The organism is Streptomyces sp. NPDC038135, assembly GCF_055601245.1.
In genome coordinates this window covers 716757-737448 of the sequence record NZ_JBVJXS010000003.1, presented here as the reverse complement: position 1 = coordinate 737448, position 20692 = coordinate 716757, and the positions used below count along the sequence as shown (strand labels likewise).

21 protein-coding genes are annotated in these 20692 nt (G+C 71.2%); 10 read left to right on the top strand and 11 right to left on the bottom strand.

Annotation, left to right across the window (positions count from 1 at the left end; genetic code table 11):
• The first annotated feature begins 96 nt into the window (after positions 1-96).
• Both radA and disA read left to right on the top strand, forming a co-directional pair.
• Positions 97-1506 carry a DNA repair protein RadA gene (radA, locus tag ACZ7JA_RS11720; RefSeq protein ID WP_351667232.1) on the top strand — a complete coding sequence of 470 codons (1410 nt, stop codon included), beginning with the start codon at positions 97-99 and terminating at the stop codon, positions 1504-1506.
• Between the two features lie 80 nt (positions 1507-1586).
• Entirely contained in the window at positions 1587-2711 is a 1125-nt protein-coding gene (gene disA, locus ACZ7JA_RS11715; protein WP_351667234.1) for a DNA integrity scanning diadenylate cyclase DisA, read from the top strand.
• A gap of 104 nt (positions 2712-2815) precedes the next feature.
• On the opposite strand, the gene ACZ7JA_RS11710 is transcribed toward disA, so the two are convergent.
• Entirely contained in the window at positions 2816-3652 is an 837-nt protein-coding gene (locus ACZ7JA_RS11710) for a hypothetical protein (RefSeq protein ID WP_470807959.1), read from the bottom strand.
• 192 nt (positions 3653-3844) lie between these two features.
• Here ACZ7JA_RS11710 and ACZ7JA_RS11705 point away from each other — a divergent pair, with 192 nt between their 5' ends.
• The 5 genes from ACZ7JA_RS11705 to cseC all read left to right on the top strand — a co-directional run bounded on the left by ACZ7JA_RS11705 (position 3845) and on the right by cseC (position 8280).
• Positions 3845-4720 (top strand): HhH-GPD family protein, encoded by an 876-nt coding sequence (locus ACZ7JA_RS11705; protein ID WP_351667238.1) that lies wholly within the window; start codon positions 3845-3847, stop codon positions 4718-4720.
• Positions 4721-4994: 274 nt separating this feature from the next.
• Positions 4995-5534: a SigE family RNA polymerase sigma factor gene (locus ACZ7JA_RS11700; RefSeq protein WP_351667240.1), complete on the top strand. Its 540-nt coding sequence runs from the start codon at positions 4995-4997 to the stop codon at positions 5532-5534.
• Positions 5522-6175: a hypothetical protein gene (locus tag ACZ7JA_RS11695; RefSeq protein ID WP_403683761.1), complete on the top strand. Its 654-nt coding sequence runs from the start codon at positions 5522-5524 to the stop codon at positions 6173-6175. Before ACZ7JA_RS11700 ends, ACZ7JA_RS11695 begins: the two co-directional genes overlap by 13 nt.
• A 35-nt stretch (positions 6176-6210) precedes the next feature.
• Complete coding sequence (cseB, locus tag ACZ7JA_RS11690) at positions 6211-6915, top strand: two-component system response regulator CseB (protein WP_351667242.1); 705 nt, start codon at positions 6211-6213, stop codon at positions 6913-6915.
• A gap of 12 nt (positions 6916-6927) precedes the next feature.
• The gene (gene cseC, locus ACZ7JA_RS11685; protein ID WP_389300844.1) at positions 6928-8280 is read left to right on the top strand and encodes a two-component system sensor histidine kinase CseC; all 1353 of its coding nucleotides are present in this window, start codon (positions 6928-6930) and stop codon (positions 8278-8280) included.
• A gap of 108 nt (positions 8281-8388) precedes the next feature.
• Here the strand turns inward: cseC and ACZ7JA_RS11680 are convergent, their stop codons facing one another.
• Positions 8389-9963, bottom strand: coding sequence for an MDR family MFS transporter (locus ACZ7JA_RS11680; protein ID WP_351667246.1), 1575 nt, complete (start codon positions 9961-9963; stop codon positions 8389-8391).
• A 122-nt stretch (positions 9964-10085) separates the two neighbouring features.
• Here ACZ7JA_RS11680 and ACZ7JA_RS11675 point away from each other — a divergent pair, with 122 nt between their 5' ends.
• Positions 10086-10685, top strand: a complete 600-nt coding sequence (locus ACZ7JA_RS11675; RefSeq protein ID WP_351667248.1) for a TetR/AcrR family transcriptional regulator — start codon at positions 10086-10088, stop codon at positions 10683-10685.
• A gap of 1 nt (position 10686) precedes the next feature.
• Here the strand turns inward: ACZ7JA_RS11675 and ACZ7JA_RS11670 are convergent, their stop codons facing one another.
• Positions 10687-11238, bottom strand: coding sequence for a M23 family metallopeptidase (locus ACZ7JA_RS11670; RefSeq protein ID WP_470807958.1), 552 nt, complete (start codon positions 11236-11238; stop codon positions 10687-10689).
• 552 nt (positions 11239-11790) lie between these two features.
• Here ACZ7JA_RS11670 and ACZ7JA_RS11665 point away from each other — a divergent pair.
• Positions 11791-12426 (top strand): HAD family acid phosphatase, encoded by a 636-nt coding sequence (locus ACZ7JA_RS11665; RefSeq protein ID WP_470807957.1) that lies wholly within the window; start codon positions 11791-11793, stop codon positions 12424-12426.
• A gap of 76 nt (positions 12427-12502) precedes the next feature.
• Here the strand turns inward: ACZ7JA_RS11665 and ACZ7JA_RS11660 are convergent, their stop codons facing one another.
• Entirely contained in the window at positions 12503-15028 is a 2526-nt protein-coding gene (locus tag ACZ7JA_RS11660; RefSeq protein WP_351667254.1) for an ATP-dependent Clp protease ATP-binding subunit, read from the bottom strand.
• Positions 15029-15458: 430 nt separating this feature from the next.
• On the opposite strand from ACZ7JA_RS11660, the gene ACZ7JA_RS11655 reads away from it, so the two are divergent.
• Positions 15459-16151, top strand: coding sequence for an SCO3374 family protein (locus tag ACZ7JA_RS11655; RefSeq protein WP_470807956.1), 693 nt, complete (start codon positions 15459-15461; stop codon positions 16149-16151).
• On the opposite strand, the gene ACZ7JA_RS11650 is transcribed toward ACZ7JA_RS11655, so the two are convergent.
• The 7 genes from ACZ7JA_RS11650 to nadC form a co-directional block, all read right to left on the bottom strand.
• Positions 16130-16465, bottom strand: a complete 336-nt coding sequence (locus ACZ7JA_RS11650; protein WP_199211446.1) for a histone-like nucleoid-structuring protein Lsr2 — start codon at positions 16463-16465, stop codon at positions 16130-16132. The genes ACZ7JA_RS11655 and ACZ7JA_RS11650 overlap by 22 nt on opposite strands.
• Before the next feature lie 205 nt (positions 16466-16670).
• Positions 16671-17204, bottom strand: a complete 534-nt coding sequence (locus ACZ7JA_RS11645; RefSeq protein WP_351667258.1) for an amino-acid N-acetyltransferase — start codon at positions 17202-17204, stop codon at positions 16671-16673.
• A gap of 9 nt (positions 17205-17213) precedes the next feature.
• Positions 17214-17663, bottom strand: coding sequence for a BlaI/MecI/CopY family transcriptional regulator (locus ACZ7JA_RS11640; RefSeq protein WP_450743328.1), 450 nt, complete (start codon positions 17661-17663; stop codon positions 17214-17216).
• 182 nt (positions 17664-17845) lie between these two features.
• Entirely contained in the window at positions 17846-18025 is a 180-nt protein-coding gene (locus ACZ7JA_RS11635; protein WP_351667260.1) for a hypothetical protein, read from the bottom strand.
• 55 nt (positions 18026-18080) lie between these two features.
• Entirely contained in the window at positions 18081-18737 is a 657-nt protein-coding gene (locus ACZ7JA_RS11630; protein ID WP_470807977.1) for a hypothetical protein, read from the bottom strand.
• Between the two features lie 169 nt (positions 18738-18906).
• Complete coding sequence (locus tag ACZ7JA_RS11625; protein ID WP_351667262.1) at positions 18907-19704, bottom strand: type III pantothenate kinase; 798 nt, start codon at positions 19702-19704, stop codon at positions 18907-18909.
• A gap of 5 nt (positions 19705-19709) precedes the next feature.
• Entirely contained in the window at positions 19710-20687 is a 978-nt protein-coding gene (gene nadC, locus ACZ7JA_RS11620; protein ID WP_351667264.1) for a carboxylating nicotinate-nucleotide diphosphorylase, read from the bottom strand.
• Between the last annotated feature and the right edge of the window lie 5 nt (positions 20688-20692).

The window sequence follows — 20692 nt, the reverse complement described above, 5'->3', positions numbered from 1 at the left end:
CGTTCCACGGCACGGGCGGACGCGCCGTGACCGGTACCGGACCGCTCCCGGACGGCCCGCGGGGGCGCTGTCAGTGCCGCGGGCTACGGTTTCCGCATGGCTGCCCGTACCAAGACCACCAAGGACCGACCGTCCTACCGCTGCACCGAGTGCGGCTGGCAGACCGCCAAATGGCTCGGCCGCTGCCCGGAGTGCCAGGCCTGGGGCACGGTCGAGGAGTACGGCGCGCCCGCGGTCCGCACGACGGCGCCGGGCCGCGTCACCAGCTCGGCGGTGCCCATCGGCCAGGTCGACGGCCGTCAGGCGACCGCCCGTACGACCGGCGTGCCGGAGCTGGACCGGGTGCTCGGCGGCGGTCTGGTGCCCGGCGCGGTGGTCCTGCTCGCGGGCGAGCCCGGCGTCGGCAAGTCCACCCTGCTGCTGGACGTGGCCGCCAAGTCGGCCAGTGACGAGCACCGCACCCTCTATGTGACGGGTGAGGAGTCGGCGAGCCAGGTGCGGCTGCGCGCCGACCGCATCGGCGCCCTGGACGACCATCTCTACCTGGCCGCCGAGACCGATCTGGCGGCCGTCCTCGGCCACTTGGACGCGGTGAAGCCGTCGCTGCTGATCCTGGACTCGGTGCAGACGGTCGCCTCGCCCGAGATCGACGGCGCGCCCGGCGGCATGGCCCAGGTGCGGGAGGTGGCCGGCGCCCTGATCCGCGCCTCCAAGGAGCGCGGCATGTCCACGCTGCTGGTGGGCCACGTCACCAAGGACGGCGCGATCGCGGGTCCCCGGCTGCTGGAGCACCTGGTGGACGTCGTGCTGCACTTCGAGGGCGACCGGCACGCCCGGCTGCGCCTGGTCCGCGGCGTGAAGAACCGCTACGGCGCCACGGACGAGGTCGGCTGCTTCGAGCTGCACGACGAGGGCATCACGGGCCTCGCCGACCCGAGCGGGCTCTTCCTGACCCGCCGCGCCGAACCGGTCCCGGGCACCTGCCTGACGGTCACCCTCGAGGGGCGCCGCCCGCTGGTGGCGGAGGTGCAGGCGCTGACCGTGGACTCCCAGATCCCCTCGCCGCGGCGGACCACCTCGGGTCTGGAGACCTCCCGGGTGTCGATGATGCTCGCGGTGCTGGAGCAGCGGGGGCGGATCAGCGCGCTCGGCAAGCGGGACATCTACTCCGCGACGGTGGGCGGGGTGAAGCTCTCGGAGCCCGCCGCCGACCTGGCGATCGCCCTCGCGCTCGCCTCGGCCGCCAGCGACACCCCCCTGCCCAAGAACCTGGTCGCGATCGGCGAGGTGGGGCTCGCGGGCGAGGTGAGACGGGTCACGGGCGTGCAGCGCAGGCTCGCCGAGGCGCACCGGCTGGGCTTCACGCACGCGCTCGTTCCGGGCGATCCGGGCAAGGTCCCGGCCGGGATGAAGGTGCTGGAAGTCGCCGACATGGGGGACGCGCTGCGGGTGCTGCCGCGCTCCCGTCGCCGAGAGGCCCCACGGGACGCGGAGGACCGCCGGTAGACTTTGCCCAGGTCTCGCCCGTCCGTACGAACCGAGTGCGCGCGACGGCAGCACCCAGAACCTGCGACCGGAGGAGTGCAGTGGCAGCCAACGACCGGGCAGCAGCTCCCGGAAAGTCCGGTGGGAGCGCCGGCTCCGATCGCCTGATGCGCGCCTCGCTGAGCGCCGTGGCTCCTGGCACGCCCCTGCGTGACGGCCTGGAGCGGGTCCTGCGCGGCAACACCGGCGGCCTCATCGTCCTGGGCTCCGACAAGACCGTCGAGGCGATGTGCACCGGCGGCTTCGTCCTGGACGTGGAGTTCGCCGCGACGCGGCTGCGGGAGCTGTGCAAGCTGGACGGCGGCATCGTGCTCTCCTCCGACCTGTCGAAGATCCTGCGGGCCGGCGTGCAGCTGGTCCCGGACCCGACGATCCCGACGGAGGAGACCGGCACCCGGCACCGCACGGCGGACCGCGTCTCGAAGCAGGTCGGCTTCCCGGTGGTCTCCGTCTCCCAGTCGATGCGGCTGATCGCGCTCTACGTCGACGGCCAGCGCCGTGTCCTGGAGGACTCCGCCGCGATCCTCTCCCGCGCCAACCAGGCCCTGGCCACGCTGGAGCGGTACAAGCTCCGCCTGGACGAGGTCGCGGGCACGCTGTCGGCGCTGGAGATCGAGGACCTGGTGACGGTCCGGGACGTCTCGGCGGTCGCCCAGCGGCTGGAGATGGTGCGGCGCATCGCCACCGAGATCGCCGAGTACGTGGTCGAACTCGGCACCGACGGCCGTCTTCTCGCGCTCCAGCTCGAGGAGTTGATCGCCGGAGTGGAGCCCGACCGCGAACTCGTCGTCCGGGACTACGTCCCCGAGCCGACGGCCAAGCGGTCCCGCACGGTGGACGAGGCGCTGGCGGAGCTGGACGCCCTGACACACGCGGAGCTCCTGGAAATGGGCACCGTGGCACGCGCGCTGGGCTACACGGGCTCCCCCGAGACCCTGGACTCCGCGGTGTCCCCGCGCGGCTTCCGGCTGCTGGCGAAGGTGCCGAGGCTGCCGGGCGCGATCATCGACCGCCTGGTGGAGCACTTCGGCGGGCTGCAGAAGCTGCTCGCCGCGAGCGTGGACGACCTGCAGACGGTGGACGGCGTCGGCGAGGCCCGGGCGCGCAGCGTCCGCGAGGGCCTGTCCCGCCTGGCCGAGTCGTCGATCCTCGAGCGGTACGTCTGACCGGAGCGGGCGTGGCCGCTCAGCGGCGGGCACGCGTGGCGCCGGGGGCGTGACGGCCCGTGTCCGGCCGCGGCACCGGGCGCCTCACCAGCGGCGGCGCCGCGCTAGTCGGCCGACAGCACGAACGAGGCGCGTGTCTTCGCGAACCCCGGCGCCTTCGTTTCCAGCAGATAGGTTCCCGCCTTCGCCGACCCCGCCGGGGGCGTGGCGCACTCCGGCGCGCTCGGCTTGCGGTCCCACTTCACGGTGTACGTGATGCTCTGGCCGGCGCCGACCCGGAAGAGCAGGCTCGCCGCGCCCTTCGGGCAGTCGTCCGAGGACCAGTACGCGTCGTCGCCCTCCGCCGGCGTGATGGTCAACACCGCCTTCTTCGGGCCGAGATCGACCTTGCAGTCGCCGGACGAGGAGTTCTTCGCGACGAGTTCGAACTCCGGCGTCTGGTCGGGCGAGTAGGAGTTGTGCACGCTGCGCAGGGTCAACGTGACCGCGCCGGGCGTGCAGTTCGGCAGCGAGGAGGACGCGGGCAGCGCGTCACCGGTGCCGACCCCGCCGCCGCCCGCGGCGGAACCGCCGCCTGAGCCCCCGCCCGAGCCGCCGTCCGGGCCGCCGTCGGACCCGGCCGAACCGGAGCCGCCCTTGCCGTCCGAGCCGGAGTCGGAGCCGGAGCCGCTGCCGCCGGTGTCCCCGCCGCCGCCCGACTCGTCACGTCCGCCGGGGTGTTGGCTGTACGCGGGTCCGGACGAGGAGGGTCCCGGTGTGATGGTGGACGCGGGATTCTTGCCGTTCGGCCCGTCGGCGCCGTTCCCGCCGCCCCCGCCGCCCCATGTCACGATCCACGTGATCAGCAGCGCCAGCAGGGCGAGGACGGCCAGCATCAGCACCCTCCGTCGCCAGTAGATGGAGGAGGGGAGCGGCCCGACCGGATTGCGCAGAGATCCCACGGCGCAAACTGTACGAGAGATCAAGCCTCCCGCTCGCGCCACCCGCCGCCCGGACGACAACTTTTCCGGATCATCATCCCGGCAACTGCCGGGGACGTAAGGCTTCTTCACTCACCGCCACGCGACGCGACGCTCCGCGACCGTGCCGTCGTCGGCCACAACACACGCGAGGCGTGGCAGGATCGGAAGGCCATGACTGAGAAGCTTCACGCCCCCGTGATCGCCTGGTTCGACTCCCACGCCCGCGACCTCCCCTGGCGCCGCCCGGAAGCGGGTCCCTGGGGCGTGATGGTCAGCGAGTTCATGCTGCAGCAGACCCCGGTCAGCCGGGTGCTCCCGGTGTACGAGCAGTGGATGGAACGCTGGCCCCGCCCCGCCGACCTCGCCAAGGAGGCCCCCGGAGAGGCGGTGCGCGCCTGGGGCCGGCTCGGCTACCCCCGCCGCGCCCTGCGTCTGCACGGAGCGGCCGCGGCCATAACGGAACGGCACGGCGGTGACGTGCCGACGGACCACGCGCAGCTCCTGGCGCTGCCCGGGATCGGCGAGTACACGGCCGCCGCGGTGGCCTCCTTCGCGTACGGACAGCGCCACCCGGTGCTCGACACCAACGTGCGCCGGGTCCTCGCGCGGGCGGTGACGGGCGTCCAGTACCCGCCGAACGCCACCACGGCCGCCGAGCGGCGGCTGGCCCGGGAGCTGCTGCCGGAGGAGGAGGGGACGGCCGCGCGCTGGGCCGCCGCCTCCATGGAGCTGGGCGCGCTGGTGTGCACCGCGAAGAACGAGGGCTGCCCGCGCTGCCCGATCGCCGCGCAGTGCGCGTGGCGGCTCGCGGGCAAGCCGGAGCACGAGGGCCCGCCGCGCCGGGGCCAGACGTACGCGGGCACGGACCGCCAGGTGCGCGGCAAGCTCCTCGCCGTGCTGCGGGAGGCGCACGCGCCGGTGCCGCAGGCGTCGCTGGACCGGGTCTGGCACGAGCCGGTGCAGCGCGCCCGCGCGCTCGACGGGCTCGTCACGGACGGTCTGGTGGAGCCGCTGCCGGGCGGTCTGTACCGGCTGCCGCTGACCTGACGCACGCTTAAGTCACGGCCCACCGGCCTTCGTTACGACACCTCCAGGTCGACGAAACGGCGAATAGCCGGACAAAAGCCCCGCGTTCCTTACCCCGTACCTACTTCCGTTACACAACCGACGGACAGCCGATTGCCGGCCGCAGGCTGCTCCGCACAGCCTCGTGACAACCGCTCCGTAGCTTTCTTCCCGTGCCCGGCGGACCAACGGGCAGGCAGCACGGCGGGACTTCCGGCACGGGGCCGGAGTACACGGGGAACGGAGGCGGTCGATCATGGCGCAGGGAGAGGTGCTCGAGTTCGAGGAGTACGTCCGCACCCGGCAGGAAGCGCTGCTGCGCAGCGCCCGCCGACTGGTCCCGGACCCGGTCGACGCCCAGGACCTGCTGCAGACCGCGCTGGTGCGCACGTACGGACGCTGGGACGGCATCGCCGACAAGCGGCTCGCGGACGCCTATCTGCGCCGGGTGATGATCAACACCCGCACCGAGTGGTGGCGGGCGCGCAAGCTGGAGGAGGTCCCCACCGAGCAGCTCCCGGAGTCCACCGTGGAGGACGCCACCGAGCAGCACGCGGACCGGGCCCTGCTGATGGACATCATGAAGGTGCTCGCACCGAAGCAGCGCAGTGTCGTGGTGCTGCGACACTGGGAGCAGATGTCCACGGAGGAGACGGCCGCCGCCCTCGGCATGTCCGCGGGTACGGTCAAGAGCACGCTGCACCGGGCGCTCGCCCGGCTCCGCGAGGAGCTGGAGGCCCGCGATCTGGACGCACGCGCGCTGGAGCGTGAGGAGCGGGAGCGTTGCGCGGCCTGAGCGGGGCCGGGCCCGAGCGGGCCCCAGGCAGTTCCATGGCGGTGATCGCGGCGGCGGCCTCGGTCACCGCCCTCGGCCTTCTCGCCGCCGCCTGCGGCACCGGGGGGACCGGCGCACGGGACGAGGGACCGGCGCACGCCTCCGCGGTGGCGGGCGCCGTCGCCTCCCCGCCGCCGAGTCCGTCCGACTCCTACCGGCGGGTGGACGCGGTGGCGCTGCTGCGGCACGACCCGGCGGTCTCGGCCTCGGTCAAGCGCGATCTCAAGCCGTGCAACGGCGACGACTACCCGGTCGACGTGTCCTACGGCGACCTGACCGGCAGCGCCGTGAGCGACGTCGTCGTCAACGTGCTGACCTGTGCGGACGCGGTGGGCGTCGGCTCGTACGTGTACCGGGACGAGAACGGCGCGTACAAGAACGTCTTCCGGTCCGAGGAGTCCCCGGTCTACGCGGAGATAGTCCAGGGCGTCCTCACCGTGACCAGGCAGGTGTACCGCAGGGGCGACCCGATCTCGCGCCCGTCCGGCGAGGACGTGATCCCCTACGAGTGGCGGGCGGGGCGCTTCGCCCAGGGGAAGCCCGTCCACAACGACTACAGCAAGTCCGTCGGCGGGGACGCGACGCCCCCGCCCGACAACTGACCGGCCACAAGCACACGAGGACTGAGAGCACCGGGATGGCAGACCAGACCCACGTCCTGTTCGTCGAGGACGACGACGTCATCCGCGAGGCCACCCAGCTCGCCCTGGAGCGGGACGGCTTCGCGGTGACCGCCATGCCCGACGGGCTCTCCGGGCTGGAGTCGTTCCGGGCCGACCGGCCCGACATCGCGCTGCTCGACGTGATGGTCCCCGGCCTGGACGGCGTCAGCCTGTGCCGCCGTATCCGGGACGAGTCGACCGTGCCGGTGATCATGCTGTCGGCGCGCGCCGACTCCATCGACGTGGTCCTCGGCCTGGAGGCGGGCGCCGACGACTACGTGACCAAGCCGTTCGACGGCGCCGTCCTGGTCGCCCGGATCCGCGCGGTGCTGCGCCGCTTCGGGCACGCCGGCGGGGCTGCGCCCGGCTCCGGGGCCGCGGCGGACCCGAACGGCGGGCCGCTGGTCTTCGGCGAGCTGGAGATCGACACCGAGGGCATGGAGGTGCGCCGGGCCGGACGCCCGGTGGCGCTCACCCCTACCGAGATGCGGCTGCTGCTGGAGTTCTCCGGCGCGCCCGGCACCGTGCTCTCCCGCGACAAGCTGCTGGAGCGGGTCTGGGACTACGGCTGGGGCGGGGACACCCGGGTCGTCGACGTCCATGTGCAGCGGCTGCGCCAGAAGATCGGCCAGGACCGGATCGAGACGGTCCGCGGGTTCGGCTACAAGTTGAGGGCCTGAGCGGAGCGGGACATGCGGGGGATCATTCGGCGCCCGATGCGGCGCGTGGAACGGGCGGGGCTGCGGACCGGGCTGAGATGGAAGCTGAGCGCGGCGATCGCGCTGGTCGCCGGTCTGGTGGCGATCGCGCTCAGCCTGGTCGTGCACAACGCGGCCCGGGTCTCCATGCTGGACAACGCCCGTGACCTGGCCAACGCGCGGGTCCAGATCGCGCAGCGCAACTACGAGCTGGGCGGGCGGCCGAACTTCCCGAGCATCAAGATCGACGATCCGGAGCTGCCGCCCCCGCTGCGCGACAAGGTGCGCGAGGGCCGCCGGGCCAGCTACGTCAGCGACCGCGGCACCGGGCCGGACATCTGGGCGGCCGTGCCGGTCAAGGACGGGCACGTGCTCTCCCTGCACAGCAACTTCCCGGACCGCTCCACCGACGTGATGAAGGACCTCGACCAGGCGCTGGTCATCGGCTCCATCGCGGTCGTGCTCGGCGGCAGCGCGCTCGGCGTGCTGATCGGCGGGCAGCTCTCGCGGCGGCTGCGCAAGGCGGCGGCCGCGGCGGGCCAGGTCGCCAAGGGGGAGACGGACGTACGGGTGCGGGAGGCCATCGGCGGGGTCGTCCGGGACGAGACCGACGACCTCGCGCGTGCGGTGGACGCCATGGCGGACGCGCTGCGGCAGCGTCTGGAGGCCGAGCGGCGGGTGACCGCCGACATCGCGCACGAGCTGCGCACCCCTGTGACGGGCCTGCTGACGGCCGCCGAGCTGCTGCCGCCGGGGCGCCCCACCGAGCTGGTCCTGGACCGGGCCAAGGCGATGCGCACCCTGGTCGAGGACGTGCTGGAGGTGGCCCGGCTGGACGGGGCCTCCGAGCGCGCCGAGCTGCAGGACATCATGCTGGGCGAGTTCGTCGCCCGGCGGGTCGCGGCGAAGGACCCGGACATCACCGTACGGGTGGTGCACGAGTCGGAGGTCACGACCGACCCGCGCCGTCTGGAGCGGGTGCTGTTCAACCTGCTGGCCAACGCCGCCCGGCACGGCAGGCCGCCGGTGGAGGTCACCGTCGAGGGCCGGGTCATCCGGGTGCGCGACCACGGTCCCGGCTTCCCCGAGGGCCTGCTCGCCGAGGGGCCGAGCCGCTTCCGCACCGGCAGCCAGGACCGTGCGGGCCAGGGCCACGGCCTGGGTCTGACCATCGCGGCCGGCCAGGCTCGGGTGCTGGGCGCCCGGCTGACCTTCCGCAACGTGCGCCCGGCCGGGGCCCCGCAACACGCTTCGGCGGAGGGCGCGGTGGCCGTCCTCTGGCTCCCGGAGCACGCCCCCACCAACACCGGCAGCCATCCCATGCTGCCGCTGTCCGGCGGGCGTTAGAGCGGCCTCCGCCGCGGGCCCCGGCCGGCTCGGTTCACCGGCCACCGCCCGGCACGGCGAAGGCCCCCGGGGCGGACACCGCCGGGGGCCTTCGGACCGGACGGGGCCTCAGAGGGCCTCGGTCACCTCGGGCTTCTGGGGACCGCCCTTGAGCGGCACCTCCTTCACGAAGAGCGCCGCGACCAGCACGACGACCGCGATCACCGAGCCCAGCAGGAACGCCGAGTGCGTACCGGAGGACACCGCGTGCTGGTAGGCCTCCCGGGCCTGCACCGGCAGCTTGGCCAGGCTCGCCGCGTCGAGCTGCGCCGACTTCTCGGTCATCTTGGAGCCCAGCGCGCCGGCCTTCTCCGCCATGACGTCCTGCACCCGGTGGTTGAACAGCGCGCCCATGACGGCCACACCGAAGGAGGAGCCGAGCGTACGGAACAGGGTCGTGGAGGAGGACGCCACGCCCATGTCCTTCATCTCCACGCTGTTCTGCGCCACCAGCATGGTGATCTGCATCAGGCAGCCCATGCCCGCGCCCAGCACAGCCATGTAGAGACCGGAGGTCAGCCGCGTGGTGCCGGTGTCCATCAGCGACAGCAGGTACAGCCCGACGATCATCAGCACACCGCCGACGATCGGGAAGACCTTGTAGCGGCCGCTGTTGGTGGTGACCCGGCCGGCCACCATCGAGGTCACCAGCATCGCGCCGAGCATCGGCAGGAGCAGCAGACCGGAGTTGGTCGCGGACGCGCCCTGGACCGCCTGCTGGTACAGCGGCAGGAAGAGGGTGGCGCCGAACATCACGAAGCCGGTGATGAAGCCGATGACCGACATCAGGGTGAAGTTGCCGCTGCGGAAGATGTGCAGCGGCAGCACCGGCTCGGCGGCCCTGGTCTGCCAGAACACGAACCCGACCAGCGCGGCCACGCCGATGCCGATCAGCTCCATGATCCGCGCGGAGGTCCAGGCGTACTCGGTGCCGCCCCAGGTGGTGACGAGCACGATGGAGGTGATGCCGACGGTCAGCAGCAGGACGCCGAGGTAGTCGATGCCCGCCTTGGACCGCTTCTTCGGCAGGTGCAGCACCGCGCTGACCAGCGCGAGCGCGACGGCGCCGAGCGGCAGGTTGATGTAGAAGGACCAGCGCCAGCCCCAGTTGTCGGTGATGGTGCCGCCGACCAGCGGGCCGCCGATCATCGCCAGCGCCATGACGCCGGCCATCATGCCCTGGTACTTGCCGCGCTCCCGCGGCGGGATCAGGTCGCCGATGATCGCCATGACGCCGACCATCAGACCGCCGGCGCCGAGGCCCTGCACGGCGCGGAAGCCGATCAGCTGGCCCATGTCCTGGGCCATGCCGCTGAGCGCGGAGCCGATCAGGAAGATCACGATGGAGCTGAGGAAGGTGGCCTTGCGGCCGAACATGTCACCGAGCTTGCCCCAGATCGGGGTCGCCGCCGCGGTCGCCAGCGTGTAGCCGGTCACCACCCAGGACAGGTGCTCGAGGCCGCCGAGCTCACCGACGATCGTCGGCATCGCGGTGCCCACGATCATGTTGTCGAGCATCGCGAGCATCATCGCGATCATGAGCGCAAGCAGCACCACCCGCACGCTCTTGGGCTGCTTCTCCTGCGATTTCCCCGGTTGCCCGGGCTGTTTCCGGTCCGCCGCGACCGCTTGTGTGTCCGCCATCTCTCCCACTCCCCCCGGCGGCCCCTTACTTGCCGCCCGGCTAGTTCACTACAGTGGGGGAAGGTAGACCCGCCACTAGCCGGTCGTCAAGTAAGTTTTGCGGGAGCGCGAGGAGTACGAGGATGGGCGTCACCATGGACGGCACCAAGCAGCAGCGCCGCGGCAACACCCGCCAGCGCATCCAGGACGTGGCGCTCGAACTCTTCGCCGAGCAGGGCTACGAGAAGACCTCCCTGCGCGAGATCGCCGAGCGTCTCGGCGTCACGAAGGCGGCCCTGTACTACCACTTCAAGACGAAGGAAGAGATCATCGTCAGCCTCTTCGAGGATCTGACGCAGCCGATCGAGGATCTGATCGAGTGGGGCCGCAGCCGGCCGCACACGCTGGAGACCAAGCAGGAGATCGTGCGGCGCTACAGCCAGGCGCTGGCCGGAGCGGAACCGCTCTTCCGGTTCATGCAGGAGAACCAGGCGACGGTGCGGGAGCTGCGCATCGGCGAGTCCTTCAAGGACCGGATGACCAGCCTCAGGGACATCATCATCGACCCCGAGGCCCAACTCGTCGACCAGGTCCGCTGCGTGAGCGCGCTGTTCACGCTGCACGCGGGGATGTTCGTGATGCGGGACCTGGAAGGCGACTTCGAGAAGAAGCGCGCGGCCGTCCTCGAAGTCGCCGTGGATCTCGTCACGCAGGCGCATCAAGGCGCCCACGGGGAGCGGTAGATCAGACCTTCAGGCCGTGGGCCTTCAGGAAGTCCACCGGGTTGACCGCGGAACCGTAGTTCGGGGTGGTCCGGATCTCGAAGTGCAGGTGCGGGCCGGTGGAGTTGCCGGTGCTGCCCGAAAGGGCTATGTGCTGACCGGTCTTGACGGCCTGGCCGATCTTCACGTCGATCCGGGACAGGTGCGCGTACTGCGAGTACGTGCCGTTGTCGTGCTTGATGACGACGGCGTTGCCGTAGGCGGGGCCGTCACCGGCGCCGTTGGGGCCGGCCTTGACGACGGTGCCGCCATGCACGGCGAGAACCTCGGTGCCGGTCGGGACGGCGAAGTCCTGACCGCTGTGCTTGTGCGCCCAGTGGCTGCCGTCCTGCATGAAGCTGGCGGACAGCGTGTACTTCTTCACCGGGTCGACCCAGGAGGCGGCCGACGGGGTGGCCGCGCTCGCGACCCCGGTCCCCACCACGGCCGTGGCGCCGATGCCGGCAGCCAGGACGGCCACGCGGGTGCGGAGCGAGGACGTACGCGGAGAACGGGACGTGAAGCGCTGGAACATCGAAACTCCGTGGACTAGGGAACGTAGGGGCCGTGCGGCGTACAGGCGTTCGCCGCTTCGGCCATTCATTGGTAACCCACCACCCCAGTCCGCCACAAAGCCCTGCTTCTACGGCGGTACGTAGTAGAGAGCAGCAAAACACCCCACTTCTTGACAGACCCTGACTCTTCGGACACCACCCCCTCTGAGCTGCCATTTCTTCGCCGCACGAGTGTGGGAATGTCCAGTTTTGCCCCGATAGCAAATATCACTAATCCGGTTAGTACAGGGCATTTCCCCTGTGCGGCTTGTCACCGCGCCGGGGCCCGTGGAGGCCCCTGAATGTGACGCGCGCTACTCGCTTGCCGGGTACGGAAGTTGGCGGTCCGGGGCGAATCCGGAAGCCGACGCTCCGTCAGCCGGCCCTGTCCGACCCGCGAAATGTGACGCAGACCCCTGTACGACTACCGTTCAGTAACCCTACGGTTCCTCTCGCGCCATCCTCAGCACTGATCATGCCCCTGACAGTCCACCGACTGGCCGTTCAGTACGGACGTGAGAGGACCCCCACCGATGACCAGACGCCCCTGGGCGCGCCGTGTATCCGTCACCGCCGTCTCCGTGGCCGCGCTCGCCGCGCTGGCCGCCCCCGCCGAAGCGGCCGGTACGGCCGCCGGCACGGGCGGCACCGCCACCGCCTCCGCAACGGCCGCCAAGGCCGACTACGGCACCTGGCAGAAGGACTGCCAGGCGGTCATGGACCAGGCCCTGCCCTACCTGAAGGACCGCATCGCCGCCGCCAGGCCGGGCGAGAAGCAGGCGATCGTCTTCGACGTCGACAACACCACCCTGGAGACCGACTTCGGCTTCAGCTTCCCGCAGCCCGCCAACAAGCCGGTGCTGAACGTCGCCGAGTACGCCCAGGAGCACGGCGTCTCGCTCTTCTTCGTCACCGCCCGCCCGGGCATCATCGAGGCGCCCACGAAATGGAACCTCGAGCACGACGGCTACGAGGTCTCGGGGCTGCGCGTCCGCGGCCTGCTCGACCTCTTCAAGGACGTGGCCGCCTACAAGACCGCCCAGCGCGCCGACATCGAGAAGCGGGGCTACACGATCGTCGCGAACATCGGCAACAGCGCCACGGACCTCTCGGGCGGCCACGCCGAGAAGACGTACAAGCTGCCGGACTACGACGGCCAGCTGTCCTGACGGACGACGCGAAAGGGGCTGCCCCGGGACCGAAGTCCCGGGGCAGCCCCTTTCGTCCGTCGTGACCCCGGAGGGGTTACGCGTCCTTGCTCAGGTTCGGACCGGCGCCGCCGGCCGCCTGCTCGATCGGCGGGACGTCGGGCAGCGCCGACTTCTCCTCGCCGCGGAAGGTGAAGGTCTGGGACTCGCCCTCGCCCTCGGTGTCCACGACCACGATGTGACCGGGGCGCAGCTCGCCGAAGAGGATCTTCTCCGAGAGCGTGTCCTCGATCTCGCGCTGGATCGTGCGGCGCAGCGGCCGGGCGCCCAGCACCGGGTCGTAACCCTTCTTGGACAGCAGCTCCTTGGCGGTCTGGGAGAGCTCGATGCCCATGTCCCGGTCCTTCAGGCGCTCGTCCACCTTGCTGATCATCAGGTCGACGATCCGCAGGATGTCCTCCTGCGTGAGCTGCGGGAAGACGACCACGTCGTCGACGCGGTTGAGGAACTCGGGGCGGAAGTGCTGCTTGAGCTCGTCCGACACCTTGTTCTTCATGCGCTCGTAGTTGGACTTCGTGTCGCCCTGGGCCGCGAAGCCCAGGTTGAAGCCCTTGGAGATGTCCCGGGTGCCGAGGTTGGTCGTCATGATGATGACCGTGTTCTTGAAGTCCACGACCCGGCCCTGGGAGTCGGTCAGACGACCGTCCTCCAGGATCTGCAGCAGCGAGTTGAAGATGTCCGGGTGGGCCTTCTCCACCTCGTCGAACAGGACGACGGAGAACGGCTTGCGGCGGACCTTCTCGGTCAGCTGGCCGCCCTCTTCGTAGCCCACGTAGCCGGGGGGCGAACCGAACAGACGCGACACCGTGTGCTTCTCGCTGAACTCCGACATGTCGAGGGAGATCAGCGCGTCCTCGTCACCGAAGAGGAACTCGGCGAGGGCCTTGGACAGCTCGGTCTTACCGACACCGGACGGGCCGGCGAAGATGAACGAACCACCCGGGCGCTTCGGGTCCTTCAGACCGGCGCGCGTACGGCGGATCGCCTTGGACAGCGCCTTGACGGCGTCGACCTGGCCGATGACCCGCTTGTGGAGCTCGTCCTCCATGCGGAGCAGACGCGAGGACTCCTCCTCGGTCAGCTTGAAGACCGGGATGCCGGTGGCGGTCGCGAGGACCTCGGCGATCAGCTCGCCGTCGACCTCCGCGACGACGTCCATGTCGCCGGCCTTCCACTCCTTCTCCCGCTTGGCCTTGGCGGCCAGGAGCTGCTTCTCCTTGTCGCGCAGGGACGCGGCCTTCTCGAAGTCCTGCGAGTCGATCGCGGACTCCTTGTCCCGGCGGACGCCGGCGATCTTCTCGTCGAACTCGCGCAGGTCCGGCGGAGCGGTCATCCGGCGGATGCGCATCCGGGAGCCGGCCTCGTCGATCAGGTCGATCGCCTTGTCCGGCAGGAAGCGGTCCGAGATGTAGCGGTCGGCCAGGGTGGCCGCCTGCACCAGCGCCTCGTCCGTGATGGAGACACGGTGGTGGGCCTCGTACCGGTCACGCAGACCCTTGAGGATCTCGATCGTGTGCGGCAGGGACGGCTCGGCGACTTGGATGGGCTGGAAGCGGCGCTCGAGGGCCGCGTCCTTCTCCAGGTGCTTGCGGTACTCGTCCAGCGTGGTGGCGCCGATGGTCTGCAGCTCACCGCGGGCCAGCATCGGCTTCAGGATGGAGGCCGCGTCGATGGCGCCCTCGGCGGCGCCCGCACCGACCAGCGTGTGCAGCTCGTCGATGAACAGGATGATGTCGCCGCGGGTGCGGATCTCCTTGAGCACCTTCTTCAGGCGCTCCTCGAAGTCACCGCGGTAGCGGGAGCCGGCGACCAGCGCACCGAGGTCCAGGGTGTAGAGGTGCTTGTCCTTGAGGGTCTCGGGCACCTCGCCCTTGACGATGGCCTGGGCGAGGCCCTCGACGACGGCGGTCTTGCCGACGCCGGGCTCACCGATCAGCACCGGGTTGTTCTTGGTACGGCGGGACAGCACCTGCATGACCCGCTCGATCTCCTTCTCGCGCCCGATGACCGGGTCGAGCTTGGACTCACGAGCGGCCTGGGTGAGGTTCCGGCCGAACTGGTCGAGGACCAGGGACGTCGAGGGGGTGCCCTCGGCAGGGCCGCCGGCGGTGGCGGTCTCCTTGCCCTGGTAACCGGAGAGCAGCTGGATCACCTGCTGCCGCACCCGGTTGAGGTCTGCGCCCAGCTTGACCAGGACCTGGGCGGCGACGCCCTCGCCCTCACGGATCAGGCCGAGCAGGATGTGCTCCGTGCCGATGTAGTTGTGGCCCAGCTGAAGGGCCTCGCGGAGCGACAGCTCCAGGACCTTCTTGGCACGGGGAGTGAAGGGGATGTGACCGGACGGGGCCTGCTGGCCCTGGCCGATGATCTCCTCCACCTGCTGGCGGACCGCCTCAAGCGAAATGCCGAGGCTCTCCAGGGCCTTAGCGGCGACACCTTCGCCCTCGTGGATGAGACCCAGGAGGATGTGCTCGGTGCCGATGTAGTTGTGGTTGAGCATCCGGGCTTCTTCCTGAGCCAGGACGACAACCCGCCGCGCGCGGTCGGTGAACCTCTCGAACATCGTTAATCGCTCCTCAGAGCGGTCAGGCAGTGGGGGGAACTTCCCCTCCCTGTCCTTCCGCAGCTTAGTCCCGCAAGCGGGGACCGCTCATTCCAACTGCCGACACCGTCGATGGCCTCCTGACCCCGAACGCCGACATCTGTCCCAACCCGATGGTGCGAGACGATGTTCCCGCAGGCCAGGCAGTTACCCCAGTCGCCAGTACGCCGATGGCGAACGTGAGGCCGTCCGTCCTGCGTGTCGCCCCCTCCCACTAGGCATGTCTTACCCGCTGGGACGGACACTCCATGCCGCGCCCACCGGTTCCCTCCGCTATGGGCGAACAACCTTGCGCCTGCCCGGGCTCCCGAGCGCCCCTTTTCCCCGCACACCGCGCGACGGGCGGAGCGCCCAGCGTAACCAGCGGCCCGGTCCGGCGGTTGCACCCGGCATGGCTGGCTCGGTCCCCATGACCTCATCGGTCCCCCTTCCCCGTCGTCCGCTCGATCCGGTGCCGTCCGCCCCGCGGGCGGCCGGGGTGCCGGGCGGCCCGGACACCGGGACCCTGCACTGGTACGAGAACGAGCTGGGCTGGCCGACCGTGCCCGGACGGCCTCCGATGCTGGTCACAGGGGTGCGCTTCGACGTCCTGGACGTGCCGGCCGAGGCGGGCGCCCCCGCGCTCCGGCACCTCGGGCCGGGTTCCCCGGTGGCCCTGTGGGGCGAGCGGATGCGGCTGCTGGTGGCCGTGGGCGGCGCGGAGGAGCTGCCGGGGGTGCTGGAGTGGCTGGAGTGGCGCGGGGTCGCGCTGGATCTGCGGGCGCTGGGCGCCGGCGACCTCACGGAGGCGCCTGCGCGGCCCGGAGAGGCCCGCTCAGGGGCGCTGCCGCCGGGGCGGGGTTCCGCGGCCGGGCACGGCTCCGTTCCCGTGCAGGGGGCCGCCGTGTGGCTGCGGCCCCCCGGGCCGGGGGGTGAGGCCGAGGCCTCGCTGCCGGCGATGCCGGCCGTGGGGGGCCCGACAGGCGCCCCCGATCTCGTACGGCTGGTGGAAACGCTGGCGACGCACTGCCACCGCGTCCGGCTGGGACGCGCGAACGCCCGGCCGCCCGCCTGCCGGGGAAATCAGCCGTTGGCCTTCTCGTAGGCCTCGCGAATGGACGCGGGAACACGGCCGCGGTCGTTGACCTCGTAACCGTTCTCCTTCGCCCAGGCGCGGATCGCCGCCGTGTCCTGGTTGCCACCGGAAGCGGCGCGCGCCTTTCCACGTCCGCCCGCGGCACGGCCTCCGGTACGACGCCCGCCCTTCACATAGGGGTCGAGAAGGCCACGCAGCTTGTCCGCATTGGTGGTCGTGAGATCGATCTCGTACGTCTTGCCGTCCAGTGCGAACGTAACCGTCTCGTCCGCCTCGCCGCCGTCGAGGTCGTCGACAAGAAGGACCTGAACCTTCTGTGCCACCGGATTTCCTTTCATCGATAACGTTGAGGGCCAGGGTGTGTACGGCGCCCGCCGTTTCGCCGCCCCCTGTTATATGCAGTACTGCAGTACGTCGGAAAGCAAACCGCTTTTGCCGGAAAAACACAAACCCCTGGGAGAGACCCGGGGGCCCGCCGCGGTCCGGAAACATGCGCGTTTCGGACATAGGGCACCGAGGCAATGGCGATCACAGATGCAGAAGCATCCGGCTGTTGCCCAAGGTGTTCGGTTTCACTCGTTCGAGACCCAGGAACTCCGCGACGCCCTCGTCATAGGAACGCAACAGCTCCGCGTACACATCGGTGTCGACCGGCGTCTCACCGATCTCCACGAAGCCGTGCTTCTGGAAGAAGTCGACTTCGAAGGTCAGACAGAAAACGCGGCGAACACCGAGCCAGCGCGCGGTCTGCAGCAACTTCTCCAGCAACTGGTGCCCGACTCCGGCGCCCTTGAGGCCCGGCCGCACCGCGAGAGTGCGGACTTCGGCCAGGTCTTCCCACATGACGTGCAGCGCGCCGCAGCCGACCACCTCGGCGTTGTCGTCGCGTTCCGCGACCCAGAACTCCTGGATGTCCTCGTAAAGGGTGACCATGGCTTTGTCGAGCAGGATGCGGTCGCGGACGTAGGCGTCGAGGAGGTGGCGCACGACCGGGACATCGCTGGTCCGGGCCCGGCGGACGGTGATGGCTTTCGCGGGGACTTCGGGACGTTCTGCGGACATGAGCGGACGCTATCGCCCGGAGGTGTCCTCCGCCGCGCCGGGGTTCTGCTCTTCCCGCGCTTCGCGGGGACCCGCGGGTTCCGGCGCTTGAGCGGGTTCCGGCGCTTGTACGGGGTGCGGGGCCGGCGCGGTTTCCGGTCGCTGGACGATGCGCACGGCGTCGCTGAGGGCCTGGCGCTGTTCCTCGCTCATCATCCCGAAGAAGGCGACGAGAGCGGCGGCCGGGTTGTCGCTCTGCGACCAGGCGTCGTTCATCAGCGCGGCGGCGTAGGCGGCGCGGGTGGAGACGGCCTCATATCGATAGGCCCGTCCTTCCGCCTCGCGGCGCACCCAGCCCTTCTGATGGAGATTGTCCAAAACGGTCATCACGGTGGTGTACGCGATGGACCGTTCCTGCTGGAGGTCTTCCAGGACTTCTCGAACGGTCACCGGGCGGTTCCACTTCCACACCCGCGTCATGACCGCGTCTTCGAGTTCTCCCAATGGGCGAGGCACAGCACAGAACAATAGTGGGAGAATCAGCCGAAGGCCCGCCGGACGTGCACTTAGGTCGCCAAGGCATACAAAAAGGGCGCACGCCTCGCAAAGCACCAGGGTGCGCGGAGGCGTACGCCCTGACGGGCCGGGGTCTGTGGGGCGGCTCAGGCCTCGCCGGCGGCGGGGGTCTCGCGACCGCCCTCCACGCGCGCGAGGGCGGCGTCGACGGCCGCGTCCTCCTTGGCCTTGGCGGCCCCGCCCTGGGTCTTCACGATCACCCTGACCACACCGATGAAGAACACGGCCATGACGACCGGGGGCACGAGCGCGGAGACGTAGTCCATGACACCAGGGTAGCCATGCGGGCCGGGACGAAAGGGGCGGGGTGGGCGCGGCGTCTCAGCCCGCGGCGAGCTGGCGCGTCTGCGCCGGGCCCGCGGGCGGCGCGGGCGGCTTGCGCCGCGGGAAGACCTCGCCCGGCGTCGGGACGGGGCGCTTGGGGGCGGGGTCCCCGGCCGGGCGCTCGGGCCGCCCGGGAGGGGCCTGGCCGGGCTTGGGAGCGGGCTTCTGAGCGGGTTTCTCCTGCCCCTCGGCCGCTCGGGCCACTTCGTCCCCCGCACCGCCCGAGACGGCCAGCAGACGCGTTCTGGCGGGCGGCACGGCGGGCGCCGGCACCTTGCGGGCGCCCTGGGCGAAGCGGGCCCGCACGTCCTGCTCGGCGAGCGACCGGCAGCGCTCCAGCAGGGCGGCGCCCCGAGGGTTCCCGCGCAGCGCCCGCAGAGCGGCCAGATCGTCCGGAACCGGCCGGTACCCGGTCGCCAGCACCTCCTCCAGCAGGGAGAGGTAGCCGGCCGCGGTGCCCGGCAGGGCGGCGCGGTACCGGTCGAGGTCGGCCACCAGGAAGGCGCGCAGCCGGGCCGCCTCGTGCATCGCCTCGTCCAGGGACGCGGCGAGCCGGAAGCAGTCCTTGACGTCCTCGGCGGACGCTCGGCCGGGGTGAAGGGCGAGGGCGAGGGCGCGGCGGAGCACACGCAGCTCCTGTGCGCCGAACGCCATGCCGCCGCGGGATCCGTATGGCGTGGGCATGCGGCGACGCTATCGCTAATCGGACAAAAGTGACGGATCGGGCTGTGTGTCGCCGCGTGTCGCCGCCGGGTTTCCCCCGACCGGTGTCACCCGCTCGTGTGAACGGCGGCGACCGGCGCCCCACCGGGCGCCGGTCGGCTCACAGCCGCGAGACGTTCCGCTCGTAGACCAGGCGCAGGCCGATGAGGGTCAGCCAGGGCTGGTGCTCGTCGATCACCGCGGACTCGCCCAGCACCACCGGCGCGAGACCGCCGGTGGCGATCACCGTGACGTCGTCGGGGTCGTCGGCCAGCTCCCGGGCCATCCGGCTCACCACCCCGTCGACCTGCCCGGCGAAGCCGTACACGACGCCCGACTGCATGGCCTCGACGGTGTTCTTGCCGATCACGTTCCGGGGCCGGGCCACCTCGATCTTCCTGAGCTGCGCGGCCCGGATGCCGAGGGCCTCCACCGAGATCTCGATGCCGGGCGCGATGACCCCGCCGACGTACTCCCCGCGCGCGGAGACGGCGTCGAAGGTGGTCGCCGTGCCGAAGTCGACGACGATCGCCGGGCCGCCGTACAGCTCGTTCGCCGCGACCGCGTTGATGATCCGGTCGGCGCCGACCTCCTTGGGGTTGTCGAACTGGATCGGCACCCCGGTCTTCACGCCCGGCTCGACCAGCACCGCCGGCACGTCGCCGTAGTAGCGGCGGGTGACCTCGCGCAGCTCGTGCAGCACGGACGGGACGGTCGCGCAGATGGCGATGCCGTCGATGCCGGCGCCCAGGCCCTCGCCGAGCAGCGGGTGCATGCCCATCAGGCCCTGCAGCAGGACCGCCAGCTCGTCCGCGGTGCGGCGCGCGTCCGTGGAGATGCGCCAGTGCTCGACGATGTCCTCGCCGTCGAACAGCCCGAGCACGGTGTGCGTGTTTCCGACGTCGATCGTGAGCAGCATGGGCGTTACTCCGCCTCGCGCAGGTCCAGGCCGATGTCCAGGATCGGCGAGGAGTGGGTCAGGGCGCCGACGGCCAGGAAGTCCACCCCGGTCTCGGCGTACGCGCGCGCGGTGTCGAGGGTGAGCCGGCCGGAGGCCTCCAGCAGCGCCCGCCCGCCGGCGATGCCGACGGCCTCGGCGCACTCGCCCGGCGTGAAGTTGTCCAGCAGGACCAGGTCGGCGCCCGCCTCCACGACCTCGCGGAGCTGGTGCAGGGTGTCGACCTCGACCTCGATCGGCACCTCCGGGAAGGCCTCCCGCACGGCCTTGAAGGCCGGCGCGACGCCCCCGGCGGCGACCACGTGGTTGTCCTTCACCAGGGCCGCGTCCGAGAGGGACATGCGGTGGTTGACCCCGCCGCCGCAGCGCACGGCGAACTTCTCCAGGGAGCGCAGCCCCGGAGTGGTCTTGCGGGTGTCGCGGACGCGGGCCTTGGTGCCCTCCAGGACGTCCGCCCACGCGCGCGTGGCGGTCGCGATGCCGGACAGCCGGCACAGCAGGTTCAGGGCGCTGCGCTCGGCGGTGAGCAGGTCACGCGTGCGCGTGGTGACCGACAGCAGCCGCTGCCCGGCCTCCACGCGGTCGCCGTCCTCGACGTGCCGCTCTACCTCGAACTCGTCGGTGCAGACCACCGAGAGCACGGCCTCGGCGACCCGCAGGCCCGCCACCACGCCGGCCTCGCGCGCGGTGAAGTCGCCGGTGGCGACCGCGTCCTCGGGGATGGTCGAGTCGGTCGTCACGTCCACCCCGCCGTCCAGGTCCTCCTGGATGGCGACGTTGGCGATGTCCTCGACCTCGACGGGGTCGAGCCCGGCGGCGGCCAGCAGTTCGGCGAGCGCGGGGTCGAGCCCGCACTCCAGGTACTCCTCGTCGCCCTCGGCGCCGCAGGCGCAGCCGTCGCCGCAGCCGCCGGTCGGGGCGAGGGGAAGGTCGTCGGTGCTCACGTGTG

Bases quoted from the DNA above. Each gene is read 5' to 3' on its own strand.
- ACZ7JA_RS11670 (WP_470807958.1), bottom strand. From the start codon at position 11,238: ATGTTCCAGCGCTTCACGTCCCGTTCTCCGCGTACGTCCTCGCTCCGC.
- ACZ7JA_RS11655 (WP_470807956.1), top strand. From the start codon at position 15,459: ATGGCTGGCTCGGTCCCCATGACCTCATCGGTCCCCCTTCCCCGTCGT.
- ACZ7JA_RS11660 (WP_351667254.1), bottom strand. From the start codon at position 15,028: ATGTTCGAGAGGTTCACCGACCGCGCGCGGCGGGTTGTCGTCCTGGCT.
- ACZ7JA_RS11635 (WP_351667260.1), bottom strand. From the start codon at position 18,025: ATGGACTACGTCTCCGCGCTCGTGCCCCCGGTCGTCATGGCCGTGTTC.
- ACZ7JA_RS11700 (WP_351667240.1), top strand. From the start codon at position 4,995: ATGGCGCAGGGAGAGGTGCTCGAGTTCGAGGAGTACGTCCGCACCCGG.
- ACZ7JA_RS11625 (WP_351667262.1), bottom strand. From the start codon at position 19,704: ATGCTGCTCACGATCGACGTCGGAAACACGCACACCGTGCTCGGGCTG.
- radA (WP_351667232.1), top strand. From the start codon at position 97: ATGGCTGCCCGTACCAAGACCACCAAGGACCGACCGTCCTACCGCTGC.
- ACZ7JA_RS11630 (WP_470807977.1), bottom strand. From the start codon at position 18,737: ATGGCGTTCGGCGCACAGGAGCTGCGTGTGCTCCGCCGCGCCCTCGCC.
- cseB (WP_351667242.1), top strand. From the start codon at position 6,211: ATGGCAGACCAGACCCACGTCCTGTTCGTCGAGGACGACGACGTCATC.
- ACZ7JA_RS11665 (WP_470807957.1), top strand. From the start codon at position 11,791: ATGACCAGACGCCCCTGGGCGCGCCGTGTATCCGTCACCGCCGTCTCC.
- ACZ7JA_RS11675 (WP_351667248.1), top strand. From the start codon at position 10,086: ATGGGCGTCACCATGGACGGCACCAAGCAGCAGCGCCGCGGCAACACC.
- ACZ7JA_RS11705 (WP_351667238.1), top strand. From the start codon at position 3,845: ATGACTGAGAAGCTTCACGCCCCCGTGATCGCCTGGTTCGACTCCCAC.
- cseC (WP_389300844.1), top strand. From the start codon at position 6,928: ATGCGGGGGATCATTCGGCGCCCGATGCGGCGCGTGGAACGGGCGGGG.
- ACZ7JA_RS11645 (WP_351667258.1), bottom strand. From the start codon at position 17,204: ATGTCCGCAGAACGTCCCGAAGTCCCCGCGAAAGCCATCACCGTCCGC.
- ACZ7JA_RS11680 (WP_351667246.1), bottom strand. From the start codon at position 9,963: ATGGCGGACACACAAGCGGTCGCGGCGGACCGGAAACAGCCCGGGCAA.
- ACZ7JA_RS11640 (WP_450743328.1), bottom strand. From the start codon at position 17,663: ATGACGCGGGTGTGGAAGTGGAACCGCCCGGTGACCGTTCGAGAAGTC.